Raw genomic sequence first — 16,729 nt, forward strand, 5'->3', positions numbered from 1 at the left:
AGGACTCTCCATGCGCAGAAGTTTCACGCCGCACTTCCTCGAAAACGGCCGCGTCGATAAACACGGCGGATTATCGCAATGAGCCAAAGCCAGAACCTGAGCCAGACCTTCCTCGCGATCACACGCAACAACACCGACTTCGAGTGGCTGCAAGGGGCGCTCGCCCCTTTGGGTCGAGTGATCAGCGCCGGGGGCGGCAACCTCGACGAGCTCCTGACGCTGGTGGACGTGACCTTCGCCAGCCTGGTGTTCGTGGGCCTGGACCATGAGCATGTGGTGGCCCAGAGCGCGTTGATCGAAGGTGCCCTGGAAGCCAAACCGATGCTGGCGATCGTGGCCCTGGGCGACGGCATGGACAACCAACTGGTGCTCAACGCCATGCGTGCCGGTGCGCGGGATTTCGTCTCTTACGGCTCGCGGTCCAGCGAAGTCGCCGGCCTGGTGCGACGCCTGAGTAAACGCCTGCCGACCGTGGCGCCGAACACCCAACAGATTCCACAAGGTGGCCTGACCGTACTTTACGGCGCGCAGGGCAATGGCGACGGCGCGTTGCTCGCCAACCACCTGGCGCACGTGGTGCAAAAGAGCGGCCAGCAAACGCTGTTGCTGGATCTGGGGCTGCCCCGTGGCGACAGCCTGGCCTTGCTGGGGTTGGAGAGTTCGTTTCATTTCGGCGATGCATTGCGCCACCTCAGGCGCCTCGACGAAACGCTGATCGACAGCGCCTTCACCACCTGCGACGCCGGGCTGCGAATCCTCGCCTACGCCAGCAACGATGAACCGCTCGAACAGACCAGCGCCGCCGAGCTGTACATGCTGCTCAGTGCCTTGCGCCAACATTTCCAGCACATCGTGGTGAACCTCACCGGCCAGTCGGACAGCGAAGCCTTGCGCACCTTCGTCAGCCATTGCGACAAGTTGCTGTGGTACACCGATCAAAACGTGCTCGACTGCCGACGCAACCTTGAGGTGCTCAGCCGCTGGCGCGAAAAAGGCCTGAAGCTCGACCACGCCAGGTTGCTGGTGGACCGCTACCTGCGCAGCGTCCCGCCGGACTCCGACACCTTGGGCAAAACTTTCGGCATGGAGGTGATCGCGGTGTTTGCCTACAGCCCGGAAGTGCGACTCAACGCCAAGAATCAAGGGCTGAGCCTGTTCGAGCTGGCCCCGCGCGAGGGCCTGACCCAAAGCCTGCGCGCCCTCGGCGAACAGCTGGCCAAACGCTCCGAAAGCCCGGATAAGCCCAAGGCCGGCTGGTTCAACCGGTTGAGGGGCGTGCAATGAGCGGGGAAAAACTCTTCGGCGCGCCTTCGCACGGGCCGACCGGCAATACCGACCACGAAGGCCTGAAACTGGTGCTGCACCGCTACATCATCGACGCCATCGAAGAGTCCGGAAAAAACCTGCTGGAAGGGTCGCGGCCCATGCTGTCGCAGTTCGTCACCGACAAAGTCGCCGAATACATCGCCCGTCTGCACCTGGCGATTTCCCGCTACGAGATGGAACGGCTGGCGGAAGAAATCGTCGACGAACTCACCGGTTTCGGTCCGCTGGAAGTGCTGCTGCGCGACTCGGCGGTGACCGAAATATTGGTCAACGGCCCGCACCGGGTGTTCGTCGAACGTGAGGGAGTGTTGCACCTCAGTGACCTGCGGTTCATCGACGACCACCACGTCGAGCGGGTCATGCAACGGATTCTCGCGCCCCTGGGCCGACGGCTCGATGAGTCTTCGCCGATGGTCGATGCGCGCCTGCCCGATGGCAGCCGGGTCAACGCGATCATCCCGCCGATTGCCCTCGACGGCCCGTGCCTGTCGATTCGAAAATTTCGCAAGGACATGCTCAAAAGCACCGACCTGATGGCGATGCAAACCATCGACCAGGCGATCTTCGAGTTCATTCAGGAGGCTGTGGGCAAGCGTTGCAACATCCTGGTCAGCGGCGGTACCGGCACCGGCAAGACCACGCTGCTGAACATTCTCAGCCAATTGATCGCCCCTCACGAACGGCTGGTCACCATCGAAGACGTCGCCGAACTGCAACTCGGCCATCCTCACGTGGTACGCCTGGAAACCCGGCCGCCGAATGCCGAAGGCCACGGCGAAGTGAAGGCCAGCGACCTGATTCGCAACGCGCTGCGGATGCGCCCGGACCGGATCATCCTCGGCGAGATTCGCGGCGTCGAAGTGGTCGACGTGCTCACCGCCATGAACACCGGGCACGACGGCTCCATGAGCACCGTGCACGCCAACAACGCCCAGGATGCACTGTTGCGCCTGGAGACGCTGGTGGGCCTGACCGGGCGGCTCATCGCCGAACGCACCCTGCGGCAAATGATTTGCGCGGCGCTGGACGTAGTGATCCAACTCACGCGCCTGCCCGATGGCCGCCGCTGCGTCAGCGAAGTGGTGGAGGTCGTCGGTATTCGTGACGACGTCTACGTGACCAACACCCTGTTCCGCTTCGACCGACACACCGGCCGCGGTTTTCTGCGCGAGGCGGCCAACCCCGCCGGCGACAAACTGCGTCGCGAGTCGGCACTCTCTCCCTTGGCGCATTGAGGGTCACGGCATGCTCAAACCGGCGCTGCTCATCCTGCTTTGCCTGACGCTGTTGGGGGTGTCGATCCGTTTGTTCTACAACAGTCTGCGCCAGGCCGGCATCGACCGAACCCTCGCCCGCCTGGCCCAAGGGCAACCGCAACTGACCGTGGCGAAATCATCCTGGTCTGGCCTGGAACGGACCTTTCTACGCGCCGGCCTCGGGCGCCCCACCGAGCGCATCGGGTCGTGGCTGCTGCTCTGGGCCTTGGGCGCCCTGCTGGGGTTTGCCCTCGCGGGCTGGATCGGTTTGTTGATGTTGCTACTGGTGCCGCCCCTCGCTCTGCGGTTGTACATCAGCTGGCGTTATCAGCGCCGGCTCAAGCGCATGATCGAACAACTGCCGACGTTGCTCGATCACACCGTGCGCAGCCTGAAGTCCGGACGCACCCTGGCCGATGCAGTGCTGGGCGCCATCAACGCCGCCGAAGCGCCACTGAAAGACGCCATGGCTCGGGTTCAACGCAACGTGCACTTGGGCGTCAGCCTGCCGGACGCCATCTCGGACCTCGCCGAGCTGTATGAGAAAGACGAGTTTCGCCTGTTCGCCCTGGGCCTGAAGGTCAATCACCGCTACGGCGGCAATGCCAGTGAGCTGTTTGAAAACCTGATCAAAATGATCCGCGAACGAGACCAGGCGGCGCGCCAACTGCGCGCCATGACCGGCGAAACCCGCGTCACGGCCGTGGTGCTGGGGCTGATGCCTGTGGGGCTTGCCGGTTACTTTTTGGTGTCCAATCCGAAATACCTGTTGGCCATGTGGAACAGCGGCTCGGGACAAATGATGCTGGCGACCGCGTTCGGCTTGCAGGTCGTGGGCTGCCTGGCGCTGTGGCGCATGTTGCGAAGCGTATGAAAATCGCCCTGCTGCTGAGCGCACTGCTGTTTCTGGCGGCCACGCTGTTGCTGCTCAGTGGCCTGCTGGACCAGCACCGGCGTGCACGCCAGGTAGCCCAACGGCTGGACGGCAAACCGCTGAGCGACCATCGCGTCAGTCACTGGCTACAACTGCTGGGCGACAGCCGCATCGGTCAGCGTTCGATCCAACTGGACAACGAAACCCAGACCCTGCTCAACCGCCTCGGCTGGCGCAGCGCCCGACAACGCTCGCTGTTCGCCGCCTGCCAGATCGGCACACCGGTGCTGGCGTTGGCCCTGTGCCTGTTGATTCAGGGCCTGTTCTTCCCGCAGGTGAACAACCACTGGATCACTCCAACCCTCGCCACAGCCCTCGGTTACCTGCTGCCCAAACGCTTGCTCGCCGCCGCCGCGCAGCAGCGGCAAAAACAACTGGCGATCGAGGTATCAACCTTCATTCCACTGCTGCGCATCCTGTTCGAATCCGGCATGGCGGTGGAACAGTCACTGCGAGTATTGAGCGTCGAAGGCAAACAACTGCTACCGACCCTGACCCACGAATTGCGCCTGATACTGGCGCGGGTCGATTCCGGTCTGGAACTGGGCGAAGAACTGAACAAGGCCACCCAATTGCTCGCGGTGGACGAATTCACCGACACCTGCGTGATCCTTCAACAACTGATTCACCAGGGCGGCGGCGCGATGAAATCACTGCTGGCGCTCAAGCTGCTGCTCGATGACCGACGCCTGACACGCTTGCAGGAATACATCTCCAAAATGTCCGCGAAAATGTCCGTGGTGATGATGTTGTTTCTCTTCCCGGCGTTGCTGATCGTGCTGGCCGGACCGAGCTTCACCGCGCTGGCGCGGGCTTTTGGTTCTTGAAAGACCGGTGATCCTGCAGGAGCGAGCCCGTGGTGAGGGGCTCGCTCCTGCAAGGGGTCAGCTGTGTGGCGCGGGTTTTGGTACGTCGACGTTATCCAGCACCCGGTTCACCGCCAGCTCGGCCAGCATGATCACCTGCTGAATCGCCAGGAGCGTATGCCGCTGTGGGGCGTCGACATACGCAGCAATGTCGCTGGTCATGACGCTGGCTGAGGCCAGTGACTCGCAGACATGAGCGAGCAGGCTTTCGTTGTCCATGTCCGGGGCGACCTGAAACATCCTGCTTGGTTTGCGGCCTTCGGGTTGTTTGGGTGGTGGCTTGAGGTAGTGGTCGAGCGCGCGTTCGGCGGCTTCGTTGAGTTTTTTCGAATCGGGGGATTCGTAGGGGGAAACGTCGTCGGTTTCAGGGGGATTCGGTGTGGCTTTGAACATGATTACACCTCCGGGATGAAATGGAGCCACTTCCAAATTGCCGCGACGCAATTTGGGGTGGCAGCTGTACGCGGGTTCGCGGACCGACCCCTGAGGCTTGCTCGGCATACCCGAAGGTATCCCGCGCACAGTCGCCATGACACGAAACGACAGACACCAAAAAGTGTTGTTGTTCGGTGGAGCGATTATGCCTCAAGAATCGAGCCGCGACGCCCGGTCGCTGAATTGTCAGCGACGGACAAAGGCTAGAGACGCCGCTTCCGACGGGCAACCTGAAAAACATGTGGGAAGGTTCTGACGTTTTTACCGACCAATAAACATCGTTGCCTGTAAGGCCGTCTTCGCGGGCAAGTCGGATCGCCGCACCGCTCGCTCCTACAAGTGGGTCGGTGTATGTCTGGGAGAGATTGGTCGGCTGTCAGGCCGCCAGGATCAAAAGATCGCAGCCTTCGGCAGCTCACAGGGGAGCGGCATACACCCGCCAAACTACAGGCCGAGCGTTAGCTCGCCTGCCGCTTTTGATCTTGATTCACCCGCCCCTTCGGGAGGCTGAGTGGAGGTGTTCATCTGGGGATTGGCGCGTAGCGCCGTTCGACGCAGTCGAACACATCGCATGTAGGTTGAAGCGAAGCCAACCGTAGGGCGATGCCCCCAGATGAATACCGGAGCGAAGGAACCCCGAGCCTTAGCGAGGGGCCGTACGTTCGGGGCGTGACCTTTTGGTTACTTTTGGGGCGTTTGCCAAAAGTGACCCGCTGTAAGAGCGGAACCCTAAGTGGCCGTTACCGCAGAAATGGATATGTACCCGATCAACAAGAACCTGGTCGGCCCAAAGGCCGCCAAGATCAGTGCGCAGAAACCCGCCGCCCCCCGGCATTCCCGGGCGACAACGCCAACGCCACCTGCGTACGATTATGCATATGCGTCAACCGCAACACCTGCGACACATAAAGCTTCACCGTGTTCTCGGTAATCCCCAACTCACAGGCAATCTGATAATTGGTCTGCCCCTTGCCCACCAACTGCGCCACCTCCAACTGCCGCGGCGACAACTGATTGAACACCGCCGGCATCCCCACCACCCGCTCCGGTTCACCGACCACACCGTCAACTGAACCTGACACAGGTTCCGGAGACGCCCCCCGACGAACCTTGTCCAGATCCTGATAAAGCTCATCGATCGATTCACAAAGATACTGCAGCTTCTGACTCAAATGCCCCAACTGCAGATTTCTCTGCCGCTCCTGCAAGGCCACCTCCTGACGCTGCAAACCTTCGAGCAACTCAGCCAGATCAATCGGCTTCTGATAGTAATCGGCGAACCCGATACGCAAAGCCTTGATCACATCCTGCTTGTTCGCATGCCCGGTGAGCATGATCGCCTCAAATGCCCGATGCTTGCCGGACAACCGCTGCAGCGCCTGGACAAGCTGGATGCCATCCATGTCAGGCATCTGCAAATCACACAGCACCAAGCCGATATTCACGTCTTCGCTGAAACGCTCGATCGCCTGATGGCCGGAGACACAAGACACACAGCGATAACCATTGAGCTCGATGAACTCGCAAAGCTCTTCGACAATCAACGGCTCATCATCAACCACAAGAACTTTTACTGCCGAGGTAAGCTTGTTCACGTGCCACTCCATGCCAAGTCTGGCTTGGCTGCTCCTGCACCGACACCACAGGCTGTACAACAACAATTTTGAAAGTAGACGCACTTTCCAACTATGTACATAGAACAGGGGACGCCTGCGATTAATGCATCCAGGCCAGTGTGAGCAGCACACCCACCAGCACGAACGGCGCAAAGGGCTGCTTTTTTGACGCGCCAGGCTCCAGGTAACGAAGACGCGCTCTAAGCCTCTGCCCCATATGCAGCCAGAGTCTTGGCGCCAGCAGCAGCCAGAGCACACTGGCCACCCCGGCGCCGATGAAACCGCCGAGCAGGTGCGTACCGTCCGTCGCAAGGCCCAGCGTCGCCATCAGCTTCACGTCGCCTGCCCCCATGCGTCGCACTGCATAACCGGGCAAGGTGAAGGCCAATGCCAACAACAAAGCCCAGCCGCCCTGCACCGCCTCGGCCCCCAGCCACGTAGTCCCTGTCCACAACAGATAGATAAGCGCCAGCACACCTGCACCGACGGTCAGGCCATTGGCGATGTGGCGCTCTCGGGCATCCTGTGCTGCGCAAAGCGTCAGCCAGATGAGTAGGACAAGGCTCTGCATCCGGTAAAAAACGTCCGTTTTGGCTGAATGATTCTATGCTGACACTACGCAGTAATTGTCAGGGTAGACGCACTCATGAAAACAGGCCTCCCCCGCAAGCAAAAAGGTGCCGTGGCGATTGAGTTCGCCTTGGTATTCGTGATTTTTTTCGCCGTGTTTTATGGGTTGGTCAGTTACAGCCTGCCGCTGTTGCTGATGCAATCGTTCAATAAGTCCACGGCCGAAGCGGTGCGTCGCAGTGTGGCGCTGGACCCGAGCACCGCCAATTACGACACGGCGGTCAGAAACATCGCGACCACCGAACTGACCCGGCAGCTGGCCTGGATTCCCGCCGCGCTGAACTTCAACGTGGCCACCGACGCCAGCGCCACCTACACCGGCGGCGTGCTGACGGTCAGCATCAACTACCCCACCAGTAAACTGAATCAAGTGCTGCCGTTCCTGGTGCTGCCGGGGATCGGCTCGGTGCCCAATCTGCCGCCGACCCTCACGGCCCAATCGAGCCTGCAGTTTTGAGCTCCGGGGACAAACTCTTCGGGCGTCTGCTCAATCGTCACCCGCCACAGACCCCGAACACGCCAGACCCTGCGAGCGTGCAGCGTGTCGGCTTGCAGCTGCATCTGAATGATGAAGGTCGAGTGATTCAGCTGAGCGGTCCGTTGCGGCATCTGCTGGCGCAACAGATACCCGACGCGCAGTCACCGCACCTGCTCGATTACCTCATGCCCCATAGCGCCCTGTCGGTCGAAGGCACACCGGCCGAGTGGCAAGGACAAAACCTGGACCTGGACTTTTTCAGCCTCGCCGGACAACCGCTGCACCTGCGCGGCTGGGTGCAGCCGTTGGGCGAAGGATGGTTATTGCAGTTGATCGACATCGGCGATCTGTTGCTCGAACGTCGACAAGCGCGCAGTCGTGAACAGTGCCAGTTGCTCGCGGCGCAGGTCAGCGAGCAGTTGCGCCTGTGCAGCCTGACGCGCCTGCCCGAGGTACTGGCCGAACAACTGCAAGGCCTGGCCCAGCGTTTTCAGATCCCGTGCATGGCCATGGCCTTGCTCGATGAACAGGCCGAGGGTTGGTTGATTCACCAGCAGTACGCGGCCTTCGATGCACCAAGGTTGTGGGAAACCCATCAACGCCTGGGCACCGGCCTCGACAGTTTGAATGGCTCAGTCCCCCAACAGCTGACACCCAGCGAGCACCCACGCCTGCAAAGCATCTTCGGCAATGCCGAAGGGTTCGCGGTGCCCTATCGCAATGCCCTGGGCGTGGTCGCGTGGTTGCTCTGTGGTTTCTACCCGGTGCAAGAACGTGCCCCCGACTTGAGTGAGCGCGACTGGTTGCAACTCACCGCCGCCCTGGCCGGGCCGCTGCTTGAGCGCTTGCGCGAGCATCAGCACCACCTGCAACTGGAGCGGCTGGAATCTCTACAAGCCTTGCTCGGTACCGGTTGGTGGGAGGTCTTCAGCGACCATGCCGAAGTGCAATTGGCGCCGTCGCTCGCCAGTACGCTGAACCTTGCGAGCACTCGTTTTCCGCTGCACGACTGGCTCGAACAGATTCATCCCGCCGACCGTGAAGAGCTGACGATTCGCCTGCAATCCTTGCAAGACGAAGGCGCGCCGTTGCTGTTGTGCGTACGGCTGCATCGCCCCGACACGACACAAACGCCGATCTGGTACCGACTGCAAGGCCAGGCGTTGGGCATCGGTAAAAACCGCCGGATGGTGGGTTTCATGCTCGACATCAGCGACATCAAAAACCAACAGCAGAACGCCGCTGCCGCCCATGCCCGGCTGGACAACCTGATCGCCAGTTCACCGGCGGTGATCTACGTGCAGCGCTATGTCGAAGGTGCGCTGCAACCGACGTTTTTCAGCGACAGCCTATTGCCGCTGCTCGGTTGGTCGCTCGCCGATTGCGCCGCAGGCTCGCTGGTGGAGCGGGTCCATCCCGAAGACCGCGACGGCTATTTCGAGCGTACCCGGCAACTGCTGCGCGAGGGTTCGGTGAGCGCCCGTTATCGACTGCGCGACAGTCACGGCGATTACCACTGGCTGCTCGACGAAGCCAAACTGCTGCGCGATGACCTCGGGTTGCCGGTGGAAGCCGTGGGCCTGTGGCTGGATGTCACCGAGGCGACCCTGGCCACCGAGAAAGTCAAACAGAGTGAAGAGCGCTACCGGATCCTGGTGGAAGACTCCCCGGCGATGATCTGCCGCTACCGCCCCGACCTGACGCTGACCTTCGGCAACCGGCCACTGGCGACCTATCTGGAATGCCAACCCGAGCAGCTGCCGGGGGTGAATCTGGGCAGCTGGATGTCGCCGGAGCAGCGCGAAGCGTTCCTCCAGCGCCTCAGTAGACTGAGCCCGGAGTTCCCGGTCAGCACTGCGGAGATCAACCTGCAACTGCCGGGACGGGAACATGCCTGGTGGGTCTGGTCGGATCGCGGCGTGTTCGACGACCAGGGTCGTTTGCTGGAAATTCAGGCCGTGGGCCGCGACAACACTGAGGTCAGGCGCGCCCAGCAGCAGCTTACCCAGAGCGCGAAAATGGCCACCCTCGGCGAAATGGCCACCGGGCTTGCCCATGAAATCAATCAGCCGCTGAACGTGATGCGCATGGCCATCGTCAATGTGCTCAAGCGTCTGAGCAATGGCGATGCGCAAATCGATTACCTGACTGACAAGCTCAATCGCATCGACGCACAAGTCCAGCGCGCCGCGAAGGTGGTGGATCACATGCGGGTGTTCGGCCGGCGTTCGGAGGTCGAGCAGCAGCCGTTCAATCCGGTTCAAGCCATCGAGGGCACGCTGGCGCTGCTGTCCGAAGGCTTGCGCGGCAAAGGCATTGAGCTGCGGGTCAGCGAGAGCGGTTTTGATGTGCAGGTGCGCGGTTACGTCGATCAGCTGGAACAGGTGCTGATCAACCTGATGGTCAATGCACGGGATGCGTTGCTGAGCAAACGCGAGGCCGACCCGGCGTTCAAACCGTGGATTTCGCTGTACGCCGAACGTGATGAGCATTCAGTGCGGCTGTGGGTCGAGGACAACGGCGGCGGCATCGACTCACGGTTGCTGGAGCGGATTTTCGAGCCATTCTTCACCACCAAACCGGTGGGCGTCGGTACTGGGCTCGGGTTGTCGGTGAGTTACGGCATCGTCGAGAACATGGGCGGACGGTTGAGCGTAAGAAACGCGGCCGAGGGCGCGCGTTTCTGCATTGAGTTGCCGATTGTCACGGGCGATCAGATCACCAGCGACGCGCGCCCTGAGTGACAACTGAGGTTGGCGCCGACGTCGACCTTGTTCAAGTCGACCCCAAGGCTTATCAGCAATGTGTTGATCAGACTGTCGAGCAACGGGTTGAGCACGCCGTTGATTGCGCTGACCAGCAAACTGGTCACGCTGCTCAGGATCGCCCCCAGACCGCCGACGAGACTGCCTGACGGGCCATACATATCGACGTGAAGGTTGACCGGGGTGTTGAGCAAGTTGCTGACAATGCTGCTGGTGGAAAATGAGTAGTAAAACGGCGGCTGGTTGATGTCCGGCAGGCTGTTGGCCGGTGGTGCGGAGTAGACATGGGGCATGTTGGTGTTCGCCGCAACACTGGTGTCGGCAACGACATCGATGCCACCACCGACGCCTGGCACACGCGGATCGCAGGTGATGGGCACGAACAAAAACCTGCGGCAGGTTTTGATCCCGATATCGATCAGCTTCAACGGCTGCACCGTGACCGTCGGTGGTACGGTGTTGCTGCCGAACATACTGGCGGCATCGATCCGGCCGATTTTCAGGTTCACCAGCGATGCGCTGGTGTTGGTGGTCAGGGTTTTGTTGGTGTTGCTGATGCAGCTGTAAGCCGTGACGTAACTATCGGCACTGGCGACGTCCAGCGCCACGTCGAGCCGTATCGGCCCCGGTAGCACGATGACGTCGGGCGTCTGACAGGGCACGCCGATGGCACAGGTCAGTGAATTGAGCACCGCCACCAGGTCGAGATTGAGCAAGGCGTTGAGGGTGTTGGTCAGCGGTCCTGCCAGATCCGCCGCGGCATTGACCAGCGCCGCGATGGCGTCCAGCGCCGGCAAGTCGATCGACAACAACGTGCGAAGCTGTGCGGTTCTCACGTAGATCCGATTGGGCCCCAGCGGATCCAGCGCGGCGTTTTTCGGATTGCCGATCGCGGAGAGTTGCGGCGGCTCCAACACCTGCACCCGAGCGGTGATTTGCGCCAGCCCTGCCAGATTGATCGGCACTGTCGCCACCACACCGTTTTTCTTGTTGGCCAGTTGCACGACGCCTTCGATCAGGTTGAACACACTCACAGTCGTCGCGAACGTTGAGACGTCGCTGCCGTTCTCGACGTGCAGCAGATTGCCCAACACCACAGTCGTGGAGCCAGCGGCCACCTTGAGGGCTTGCAGACCGACAATAGTCGCCGTCGCGCCGAGGGTGCCGCCGGGGTCCAGCACATTGACGGCGGTCTGGATCAATTGGCTGACGGCCACCGAAGCGCCCAATACCTGGTTATACCCGGCGGCGTTGAGGCCGAGGTCGACCTTCAGTCGATCAAGGTAACCCAGCAGCCTGATGTTGGTGTTCACCAACCCATCCCACCCTGCCACGGACACGTTCAGACTGCCGCCGAGCAAACCGCCGAACAGCGCATTGAGGGTGGCCGACTTGCTGCTATCGATGCTCAGCGCTGTGGTGCGCAGGGTCAGCGATGCCAGCGGTGGCGGCAGCGCCGCAACGGCGGTCGCCGTCAGGTTGAGGGTGGCCCCGGCCGGCGCACCGCCGAACAGGGCGCCAACGCCACCGGCGAAACTCTGCGGCACTGAATGACTGACGATCACCCGAATGGCTTCGCTGCTGCTTGGGTTAGCCACAAAAACCCGAAGACTGTTGGCGTCCAGGCTCAAGGTGCCACAGGCTACCGCCAGGCTGCGCGTGGGGTCAGGAAGGGTGAAGCCGTTGCGGTTTACGCTGGCGGTGGCATAGGCGGTAGCGCTGGCACCCACGGCGCAATCACCGTTGCGCGTGGCAGCCTCCAGTGCGGCCATGTCGGCTATCCGCTGCAAGCTGCGTTTCTCCAGGTACAAGCGGCCACTGTCGACCACGATCAGCAGGAACACCAGGGCCATGCCGAGGGTCAGCACTGCCATCAAACCGATCGATCCCCGTTGCCGGGCCGGGCTACGAAACTGCAAGCAGGGAGACATGGCGCACTCCTTTGCCGGCGCACCGCCGAGGGCTACCTCCATTGATGAACAGCAGTGTAGACAAGGGTTTGCCGGATTGCTGGCAACTAGCCACCCCACCAACTTATTGTGGGCTTGTGTGACGACGAAGATCCTGTAGGAGCGAGGCTTGCCCGCGAAGAACGATAACGCGTAATGACTGAAAAACCGCGGTGTCTTCTTCGCGGGCAAGCCTCGCTCCTACAGGGGCTGTAGTGTTAGAGGGTTAAGCCATTTAGCGCGGTGGATAGTTAGCCAATATGCGCCCGACCGTCTGGCGTATCGTACTGCTGCGGTCCTCTGGCTTCGGTGTGCGGCTGAGGGTTTGCTCGTCGCTGCCACGCCACACCAGTTTGCCGTCCTTGCCATCGAGCAGGTCGATCTGGATGGTCGCCACCTTGTAGCTGACGTTGCGGGTTTCGTTGTACATCGGCCCGCCCCAATAACCGTTCCATGGGCCACCATAACCGCCACCATAGGAGGTGGTCACTTGTTGCTGGCGATCTTCAACGATCAGGTAGGTCTGCACCTTAAGGTCTGCCTTAGCGCCGGCGGCGGCCGGACGCAAGCCACGCTGATCCAGTTGATCGGCAACGGCCTGGCGGATGCGTTGCTCGGTCAGGTCACTCTTGATCCTTGGGTCGTCGGGACGGTATTGCACGGCGGGCTCTTTCCAGCTCCAACTGCGATAGGCGGCAAAGTCGCGACTGGCATCGAAGTCATGATTGACCTCGTTGGCGGCGCAGGCAGTGAGCAGCGCGGCGATGGCCAGTAAAACGAGACGGCGGAACATGATTTTTCTCCGATTGAAGACATGCACCTGCGGGAGGCTTCCTGAACAGGAAGCTAACTAGGAGGATACGCCGACATGGCCTTTTCGACAGCTTCGCGCAGGGCATCGGCACGTTCGCTCTGGTTGCCCTGACTGCTGGTTTCGGCACTGGCACTCCACACCGGTTGACCGGTGCTTGCGTCGAACAGATCGACCCGCACCACCACAACCTGTACCTGATAAGTACGGACGACCGGCACGCTGTTGTACATGCCGTAACCCGTGCCGTAGCGGTTGTAACCACCGCCGTAATACCCGCCGCCATAGCCGCCACCGTAACCAGAGCCGTCCTGCACCTGGCGCAAGCGGGTTTCCAGATGCAGGTCGGCGCTGACCAACAGGTCCGCCGGGCGGTTGTCGTGCAGTGGGCGCAAGCCGCGCTGGTCAAGGGCATTGCTGACGACTTCGGCCACCTGCTCCGAATCGGCCCAGGCCGTGCCCGCAGGCAGGCGCCCGTTGAGCCAGGCCCAGCTGCGGTAGCGACCGTAATCCCGTGGCGCCGCCGGGTAGGCGCTGCGGTCGAAAGTGCCGGCGGCCTGGGGCGGTGCCGGTGGCAAGGGATTGGACGTCGCGATGTAAGGGTTGCTGCCCTGACAGGCCGCCAACCCGAGACAGATCACCAGTAAACCTGAACGACTATTCATTGCGCACTCCGGTCAGATCGGCCGACAGATCCAGTGCAAGTAGCGCCCAAGCCCGGCGAAGCTTGGGTGACGGCGGTGAGCCAGTTCCATTTCGAGCAAGTCGAGCAGTTCGGCGCGGGCCTGGAATTCCACCGGCATGTAGTCATGAAAAACCCGCACTCCACTCTGGGTTTCGACCCGCCACAGACCCTCAAGTTGCGCTGCCAGCTCCCGTGGATCAAGCGGCTGTTGCGGCGTCAGGCTCTGCTTCTCGCCGGCCATGTCGTTCTTGCGCATCTTGCGGAAATGGCCCTTGAGCAGGTTGCGGTAGATCAGCGCATCGCGGTTATAGAACGCCAGGGACAACCAGCCGTCCGGCTTCGTCAGTTGATGCAACACCGGCAAAATCGCATGGGGTTCGGCCAGCCATTCCAGCACGGCGTGGCACAGCACCAGGTCGTAGGGTTCGGTGAGCTGACCAAGCAACTCCTGCCACGGCGCCTGAATGAACGTCGCTGTCTGCCCGGCTTCGGCAAAACGCTGGCGAGCACCTTCAAGCATCGGCTCGGCGGGTTCGGCCAGGGTCACCTGGTGACCGCGCTGGGCCAGCCACAACGACATGTGGCCCAGGCCGGCGCCGATGTCCAGTACGCGCAACGGACGGTCCGGCAAGGTTTCGGCCAGGTCGGCCTGCAGCACCGCGAGGCGGATCGCCCCTTTTGCGCCACCGTAGATTTTTTCAGCGAAGCGGGTCGCCAACTGATCGAAATGACGGTCGCTCATCAGCTGAACCGCCGTTCGCTGTCCGCGAGCTTGTTACGTACCACTTCATTCATGTCCAGTCCCAACTCGCTGCACAGCAGCAGTAAATACAGCACGATGTCGCCGATTTCCTGCCCGGCATGGGCCAGTTTGTCCGCCGGCAACTGGCGCGACTGGTCTTCGGTCAGCCACTGGAAGATTTCCACCAGCTCGGACATTTCCACGCTCGCGGCCATGGCCAGGTTTTTCGGGCTGTGAAATTGCCGCCAGTCATTGCGGTCACGAATGGCGTGCAGGCGTTCGGTCAGTTCAACAAGGTTCATCGGGCTCTCCTGAAGGCGTATAGCTTCAGGGGGATGACGGGTGAAGGCAAGTGGCAGCGTTGTGCCTGCGTACTTGCGCCATACTCAAAAAAATCGCAGCCTTCGGCAGCTTCCACGGGAACCCGGGAGCACGATCAATAGCCCAAGGCTCGGATCCGGCAACCACGCCACCACTCCATCAGGACGTACACATGCAGGTAGACAGCTTTTTCGAATGGCTCGGCCAGGCAATCGGTTCGGTCATCCGTTTTATCATCGACACCCTCAGTGGCCTGTTCAACCTGTTGAGCAACGCCGGCAGCAATTTTGTCGAAGGGCTGGCCCAGGCATTGGGCATGGAAACCTCGATCATCAGCATCATCACCTTGATCCTCGGGCTGATGCTGCTGTGGTCGGCGATCCGCGCCTTCATGAACGCGTCGATCATCATGGGGATTATCTGGTTGCTGCTGGGGTTGTGGTTACTGAGCTGGATCATTCACTAAGGCAGCCACACAGGCTCGCTTCCACAATGGATCGATGCGGATTCCGAGTTCGTCGCTACAATGCAGGCGCCCCCAAGGAGCCTGCATGTCCAACCTGATTGCCGACTGGCGCGACCGTCCGACCCATCGCCGCGTCTGGGCGCTCGCCGCCCCGATGATTCTCTCGAACATTTCCGTACCGCTGGTGGCGCTGGTCGACAGTACCGTCATCGGTCACCTGCCCTATGCTCATCAGCTCGGCGCCGTCGCGGTGGGCGCCAGTCTGTATACCTTTCTTGCCTGGGCCATGGGCTTTCTGCGCATGGGCTCCACCGGATTTGCCGCCCAGGCGGCCGGGCGTGGGGATGGCGCTGCGTTGCGGCAGATTTTGCTGCAAGGTCTGTTGTTGGCCATGGGCCTGGCCATTCTGTTGGGAGCGTTGGGCGTGCCGTTGAGCGGGGTCGCGTTGCACTTCATGCAACCGTCGGCGGAGCTGGATCAACTGACCCGCGAGTTTTTCCACACACGGCTGTTCGGGCTGCCGGCGGCGCTGGCCAGTTATGCGCTGGTCGGCTGGTTTCTCGGCACCCAGAATGCCCGGGCTCCGCTGGCGATTCTGCTGAGCACCAACCTGGTCAACATCGCACTCAACCTGTGGTTTGTGCTTGGCCTGGAGTGGGGAGTGGTCGGCGCGGCACGGGCCTCGGTGATCGCCGAGTGGACCGGCGCATTGATCGGCCTATTCATGACCCGCAAAGCCCTGCGCGCCTATCCCGGCCATATCGCCTGGGCCGCATTGGCGTTGTGGCAGAGCTGGCGCCCATTGTTGGCGGTCAACCGCGATATTTTCATCCGCAGCCTGGCGTTGCAGTCGGTGTTCTTCCTGATCACCGTGCAGGGTGCACGACTGGGCGATGCCACGGTCGCCGCCAATGCGCTGCTGCTCAACGGCCTGCTGCTGACCGCCCATGCGCTGGACGGTCTGGCCCACGCCGTGGAAGCCCTGTGCGGACACGCCATCGGCGCTCGCGACCGTGATGCCCTGCGCCGCTCACTGGTGGTGGCGTGCGGTTGGTCGCTGCTGGCAAGCCTGGGGTTCGCCTTGCTGTTTCTGTACGCCGGGCACCTGTTCATCCAGATGCAGACCAACATCCAGAGCGTGCGCGACACCGCCTTCATCTACCTGCCGTACCTCGCCGCGCTGCCGCTGATTGCGGTCTGGAGTTATCTGCTCGACGGCCTGTTCATCGGCGCCACCCGCGCCCGGGAAATGCGCAACGGCATGCTGTTGACCGTGATCCTGCTACTGCCCTTCGCCTGGATACTGCAAGGCTTGGGCAACCATGGACTGTGGATAACCTTCCTGCTGTTCATGGTGCTGCGCAGCCTGACCCTTGGCACATTCGCCTGGTACTTGCGCAAGAACGACGGCTGGTTAAAAGGATGACGAGCGACATACCTTCAACCCGT

Annotated in this window: 16 protein-coding genes; 8 read left to right on the top strand and 8 right to left on the bottom strand. The window is 61.5% G+C overall.

Features of this window, described 5'->3' with window-relative positions; translation table 11 throughout:
• Positions 1 to 78 precede the first annotated feature (78 nt).
• From AC07V0_RS04005 to AC07V0_RS04020, 4 genes are read left to right on the top strand one after another with little or no spacing between them, the layout of a single operon-like run.
• Positions 79 to 1,284, top strand: coding sequence for a CpaE/TadZ family protein (locus AC07V0_RS04005; protein ID WP_495019402.1), 1,206 nt, complete (start codon positions 79 to 81; stop codon positions 1,282 to 1,284).
• Positions 1,281 to 2,561, top strand: coding sequence for a TadA family conjugal transfer-associated ATPase (locus AC07V0_RS04010; RefSeq protein WP_495019403.1), 1,281 nt, complete (start codon positions 1,281 to 1,283; stop codon positions 2,559 to 2,561). The genes AC07V0_RS04005 and AC07V0_RS04010 overlap by 4 nt, the downstream gene beginning before the upstream one ends.
• A 10-nt stretch (positions 2,562 to 2,571) precedes the next feature.
• Positions 2,572 to 3,456 (top strand): type II secretion system F family protein, encoded by an 885-nt coding sequence (locus AC07V0_RS04015; protein WP_495019404.1) that lies wholly within the window; start codon positions 2,572 to 2,574, stop codon positions 3,454 to 3,456.
• A complete protein-coding gene (locus AC07V0_RS04020) occupies positions 3,453 to 4,343 on the top strand; it encodes a type II secretion system F family protein (protein ID WP_064616076.1) in 891 nt (296 codons plus the stop codon). The genes AC07V0_RS04015 and AC07V0_RS04020 overlap by 4 nt, the downstream gene beginning before the upstream one ends.
• A gap of 57 nt (positions 4,344 to 4,400) precedes the next feature.
• Here the strand turns inward: AC07V0_RS04020 and AC07V0_RS04025 are convergent, their stop codons facing one another.
• The 3 genes from AC07V0_RS04025 to AC07V0_RS04035 all read right to left on the bottom strand — a co-directional run bounded on the left by AC07V0_RS04025 (position 4,401) and on the right by AC07V0_RS04035 (position 7,004).
• Complete coding sequence (locus AC07V0_RS04025) at positions 4,401 to 4,775, bottom strand: DUF6124 family protein (protein WP_495019405.1); 375 nt, start codon at positions 4,773 to 4,775, stop codon at positions 4,401 to 4,403.
• A gap of 845 nt (positions 4,776 to 5,620) precedes the next feature.
• The gene (locus AC07V0_RS04030) at positions 5,621 to 6,424 is read right to left on the bottom strand and encodes a response regulator (protein ID WP_495019539.1); all 804 of its coding nucleotides are present in this window, start codon (positions 6,422 to 6,424) and stop codon (positions 5,621 to 5,623) included.
• Positions 6,425 to 6,533: 109 nt separating this feature from the next.
• Positions 6,534 to 7,004 carry a prepilin peptidase gene (locus AC07V0_RS04035; RefSeq protein WP_018928404.1) on the bottom strand — a complete coding sequence of 157 codons (471 nt, stop codon included), beginning with the start codon at positions 7,002 to 7,004 and terminating at the stop codon, positions 6,534 to 6,536.
• A 75-nt stretch (positions 7,005 to 7,079) separates the two neighbouring features.
• On the opposite strand from AC07V0_RS04035, the gene AC07V0_RS04040 reads away from it, so the two are divergent.
• Both AC07V0_RS04040 and AC07V0_RS04045 read left to right on the top strand, forming a co-directional pair.
• Positions 7,080 to 7,520, top strand: coding sequence for a TadE/TadG family type IV pilus assembly protein (locus tag AC07V0_RS04040; RefSeq protein WP_018928405.1), 441 nt, complete (start codon positions 7,080 to 7,082; stop codon positions 7,518 to 7,520).
• Complete coding sequence (locus tag AC07V0_RS04045; protein WP_495019406.1) at positions 7,517 to 10,285, top strand: PAS domain-containing sensor histidine kinase; 2,769 nt, start codon at positions 7,517 to 7,519, stop codon at positions 10,283 to 10,285. The genes AC07V0_RS04040 and AC07V0_RS04045 overlap by 4 nt, the downstream gene beginning before the upstream one ends.
• Here the strand turns inward: AC07V0_RS04045 and AC07V0_RS04050 are convergent.
• The 5 genes from AC07V0_RS04050 to AC07V0_RS04070 all read right to left on the bottom strand — a co-directional run bounded on the left by AC07V0_RS04050 (position 10,255) and on the right by AC07V0_RS04070 (position 14,795).
• Entirely contained in the window at positions 10,255 to 12,237 is a 1,983-nt protein-coding gene (locus tag AC07V0_RS04050; RefSeq protein WP_495019407.1) for a pilus assembly protein TadG-related protein, read from the bottom strand. The genes AC07V0_RS04045 and AC07V0_RS04050 overlap by 31 nt on opposite strands.
• A gap of 253 nt (positions 12,238 to 12,490) precedes the next feature.
• Positions 12,491 to 13,048: a DUF4136 domain-containing protein gene (locus AC07V0_RS04055; protein WP_018928408.1), complete on the bottom strand. Its 558-nt coding sequence runs from the start codon at positions 13,046 to 13,048 to the stop codon at positions 12,491 to 12,493.
• Between the two features lie 53 nt (positions 13,049 to 13,101).
• Complete coding sequence (locus AC07V0_RS04060; protein WP_086944037.1) at positions 13,102 to 13,731, bottom strand: DUF4136 domain-containing protein; 630 nt, start codon at positions 13,729 to 13,731, stop codon at positions 13,102 to 13,104.
• Positions 13,732 to 13,743: 12 nt separating this feature from the next.
• On the bottom strand, positions 13,744 to 14,493 hold the full coding sequence (locus AC07V0_RS04065) for a methyltransferase domain-containing protein (protein ID WP_019582282.1): 750 nt from the start codon (positions 14,491 to 14,493) through the stop codon (positions 13,744 to 13,746).
• A complete protein-coding gene (locus AC07V0_RS04070) occupies positions 14,493 to 14,795 on the bottom strand; it encodes a MazG-like family protein (RefSeq protein WP_007937232.1) in 303 nt (100 codons plus the stop codon). Before AC07V0_RS04070 ends, AC07V0_RS04065 begins: the two co-directional genes overlap by 1 nt.
• A gap of 191 nt (positions 14,796 to 14,986) precedes the next feature.
• Between AC07V0_RS04070 and AC07V0_RS04075 the strand changes: the two genes are divergently transcribed.
• A complete protein-coding gene (locus AC07V0_RS04075; protein WP_018928411.1) occupies positions 14,987 to 15,280 on the top strand; it encodes a hypothetical protein in 294 nt (97 codons plus the stop codon).
• Between the two features lie 85 nt (positions 15,281 to 15,365).
• Positions 15,366 to 16,706: an MATE family efflux transporter gene (locus AC07V0_RS04080; RefSeq protein WP_018928412.1), complete on the top strand. Its 1,341-nt coding sequence runs from the start codon at positions 15,366 to 15,368 to the stop codon at positions 16,704 to 16,706.
• Positions 16,707 to 16,729 lie beyond the last annotated feature (23 nt).

The sequence above is a fragment of the Pseudomonas sp. GW821-FHT01E10 genome (assembly GCF_059422365.1).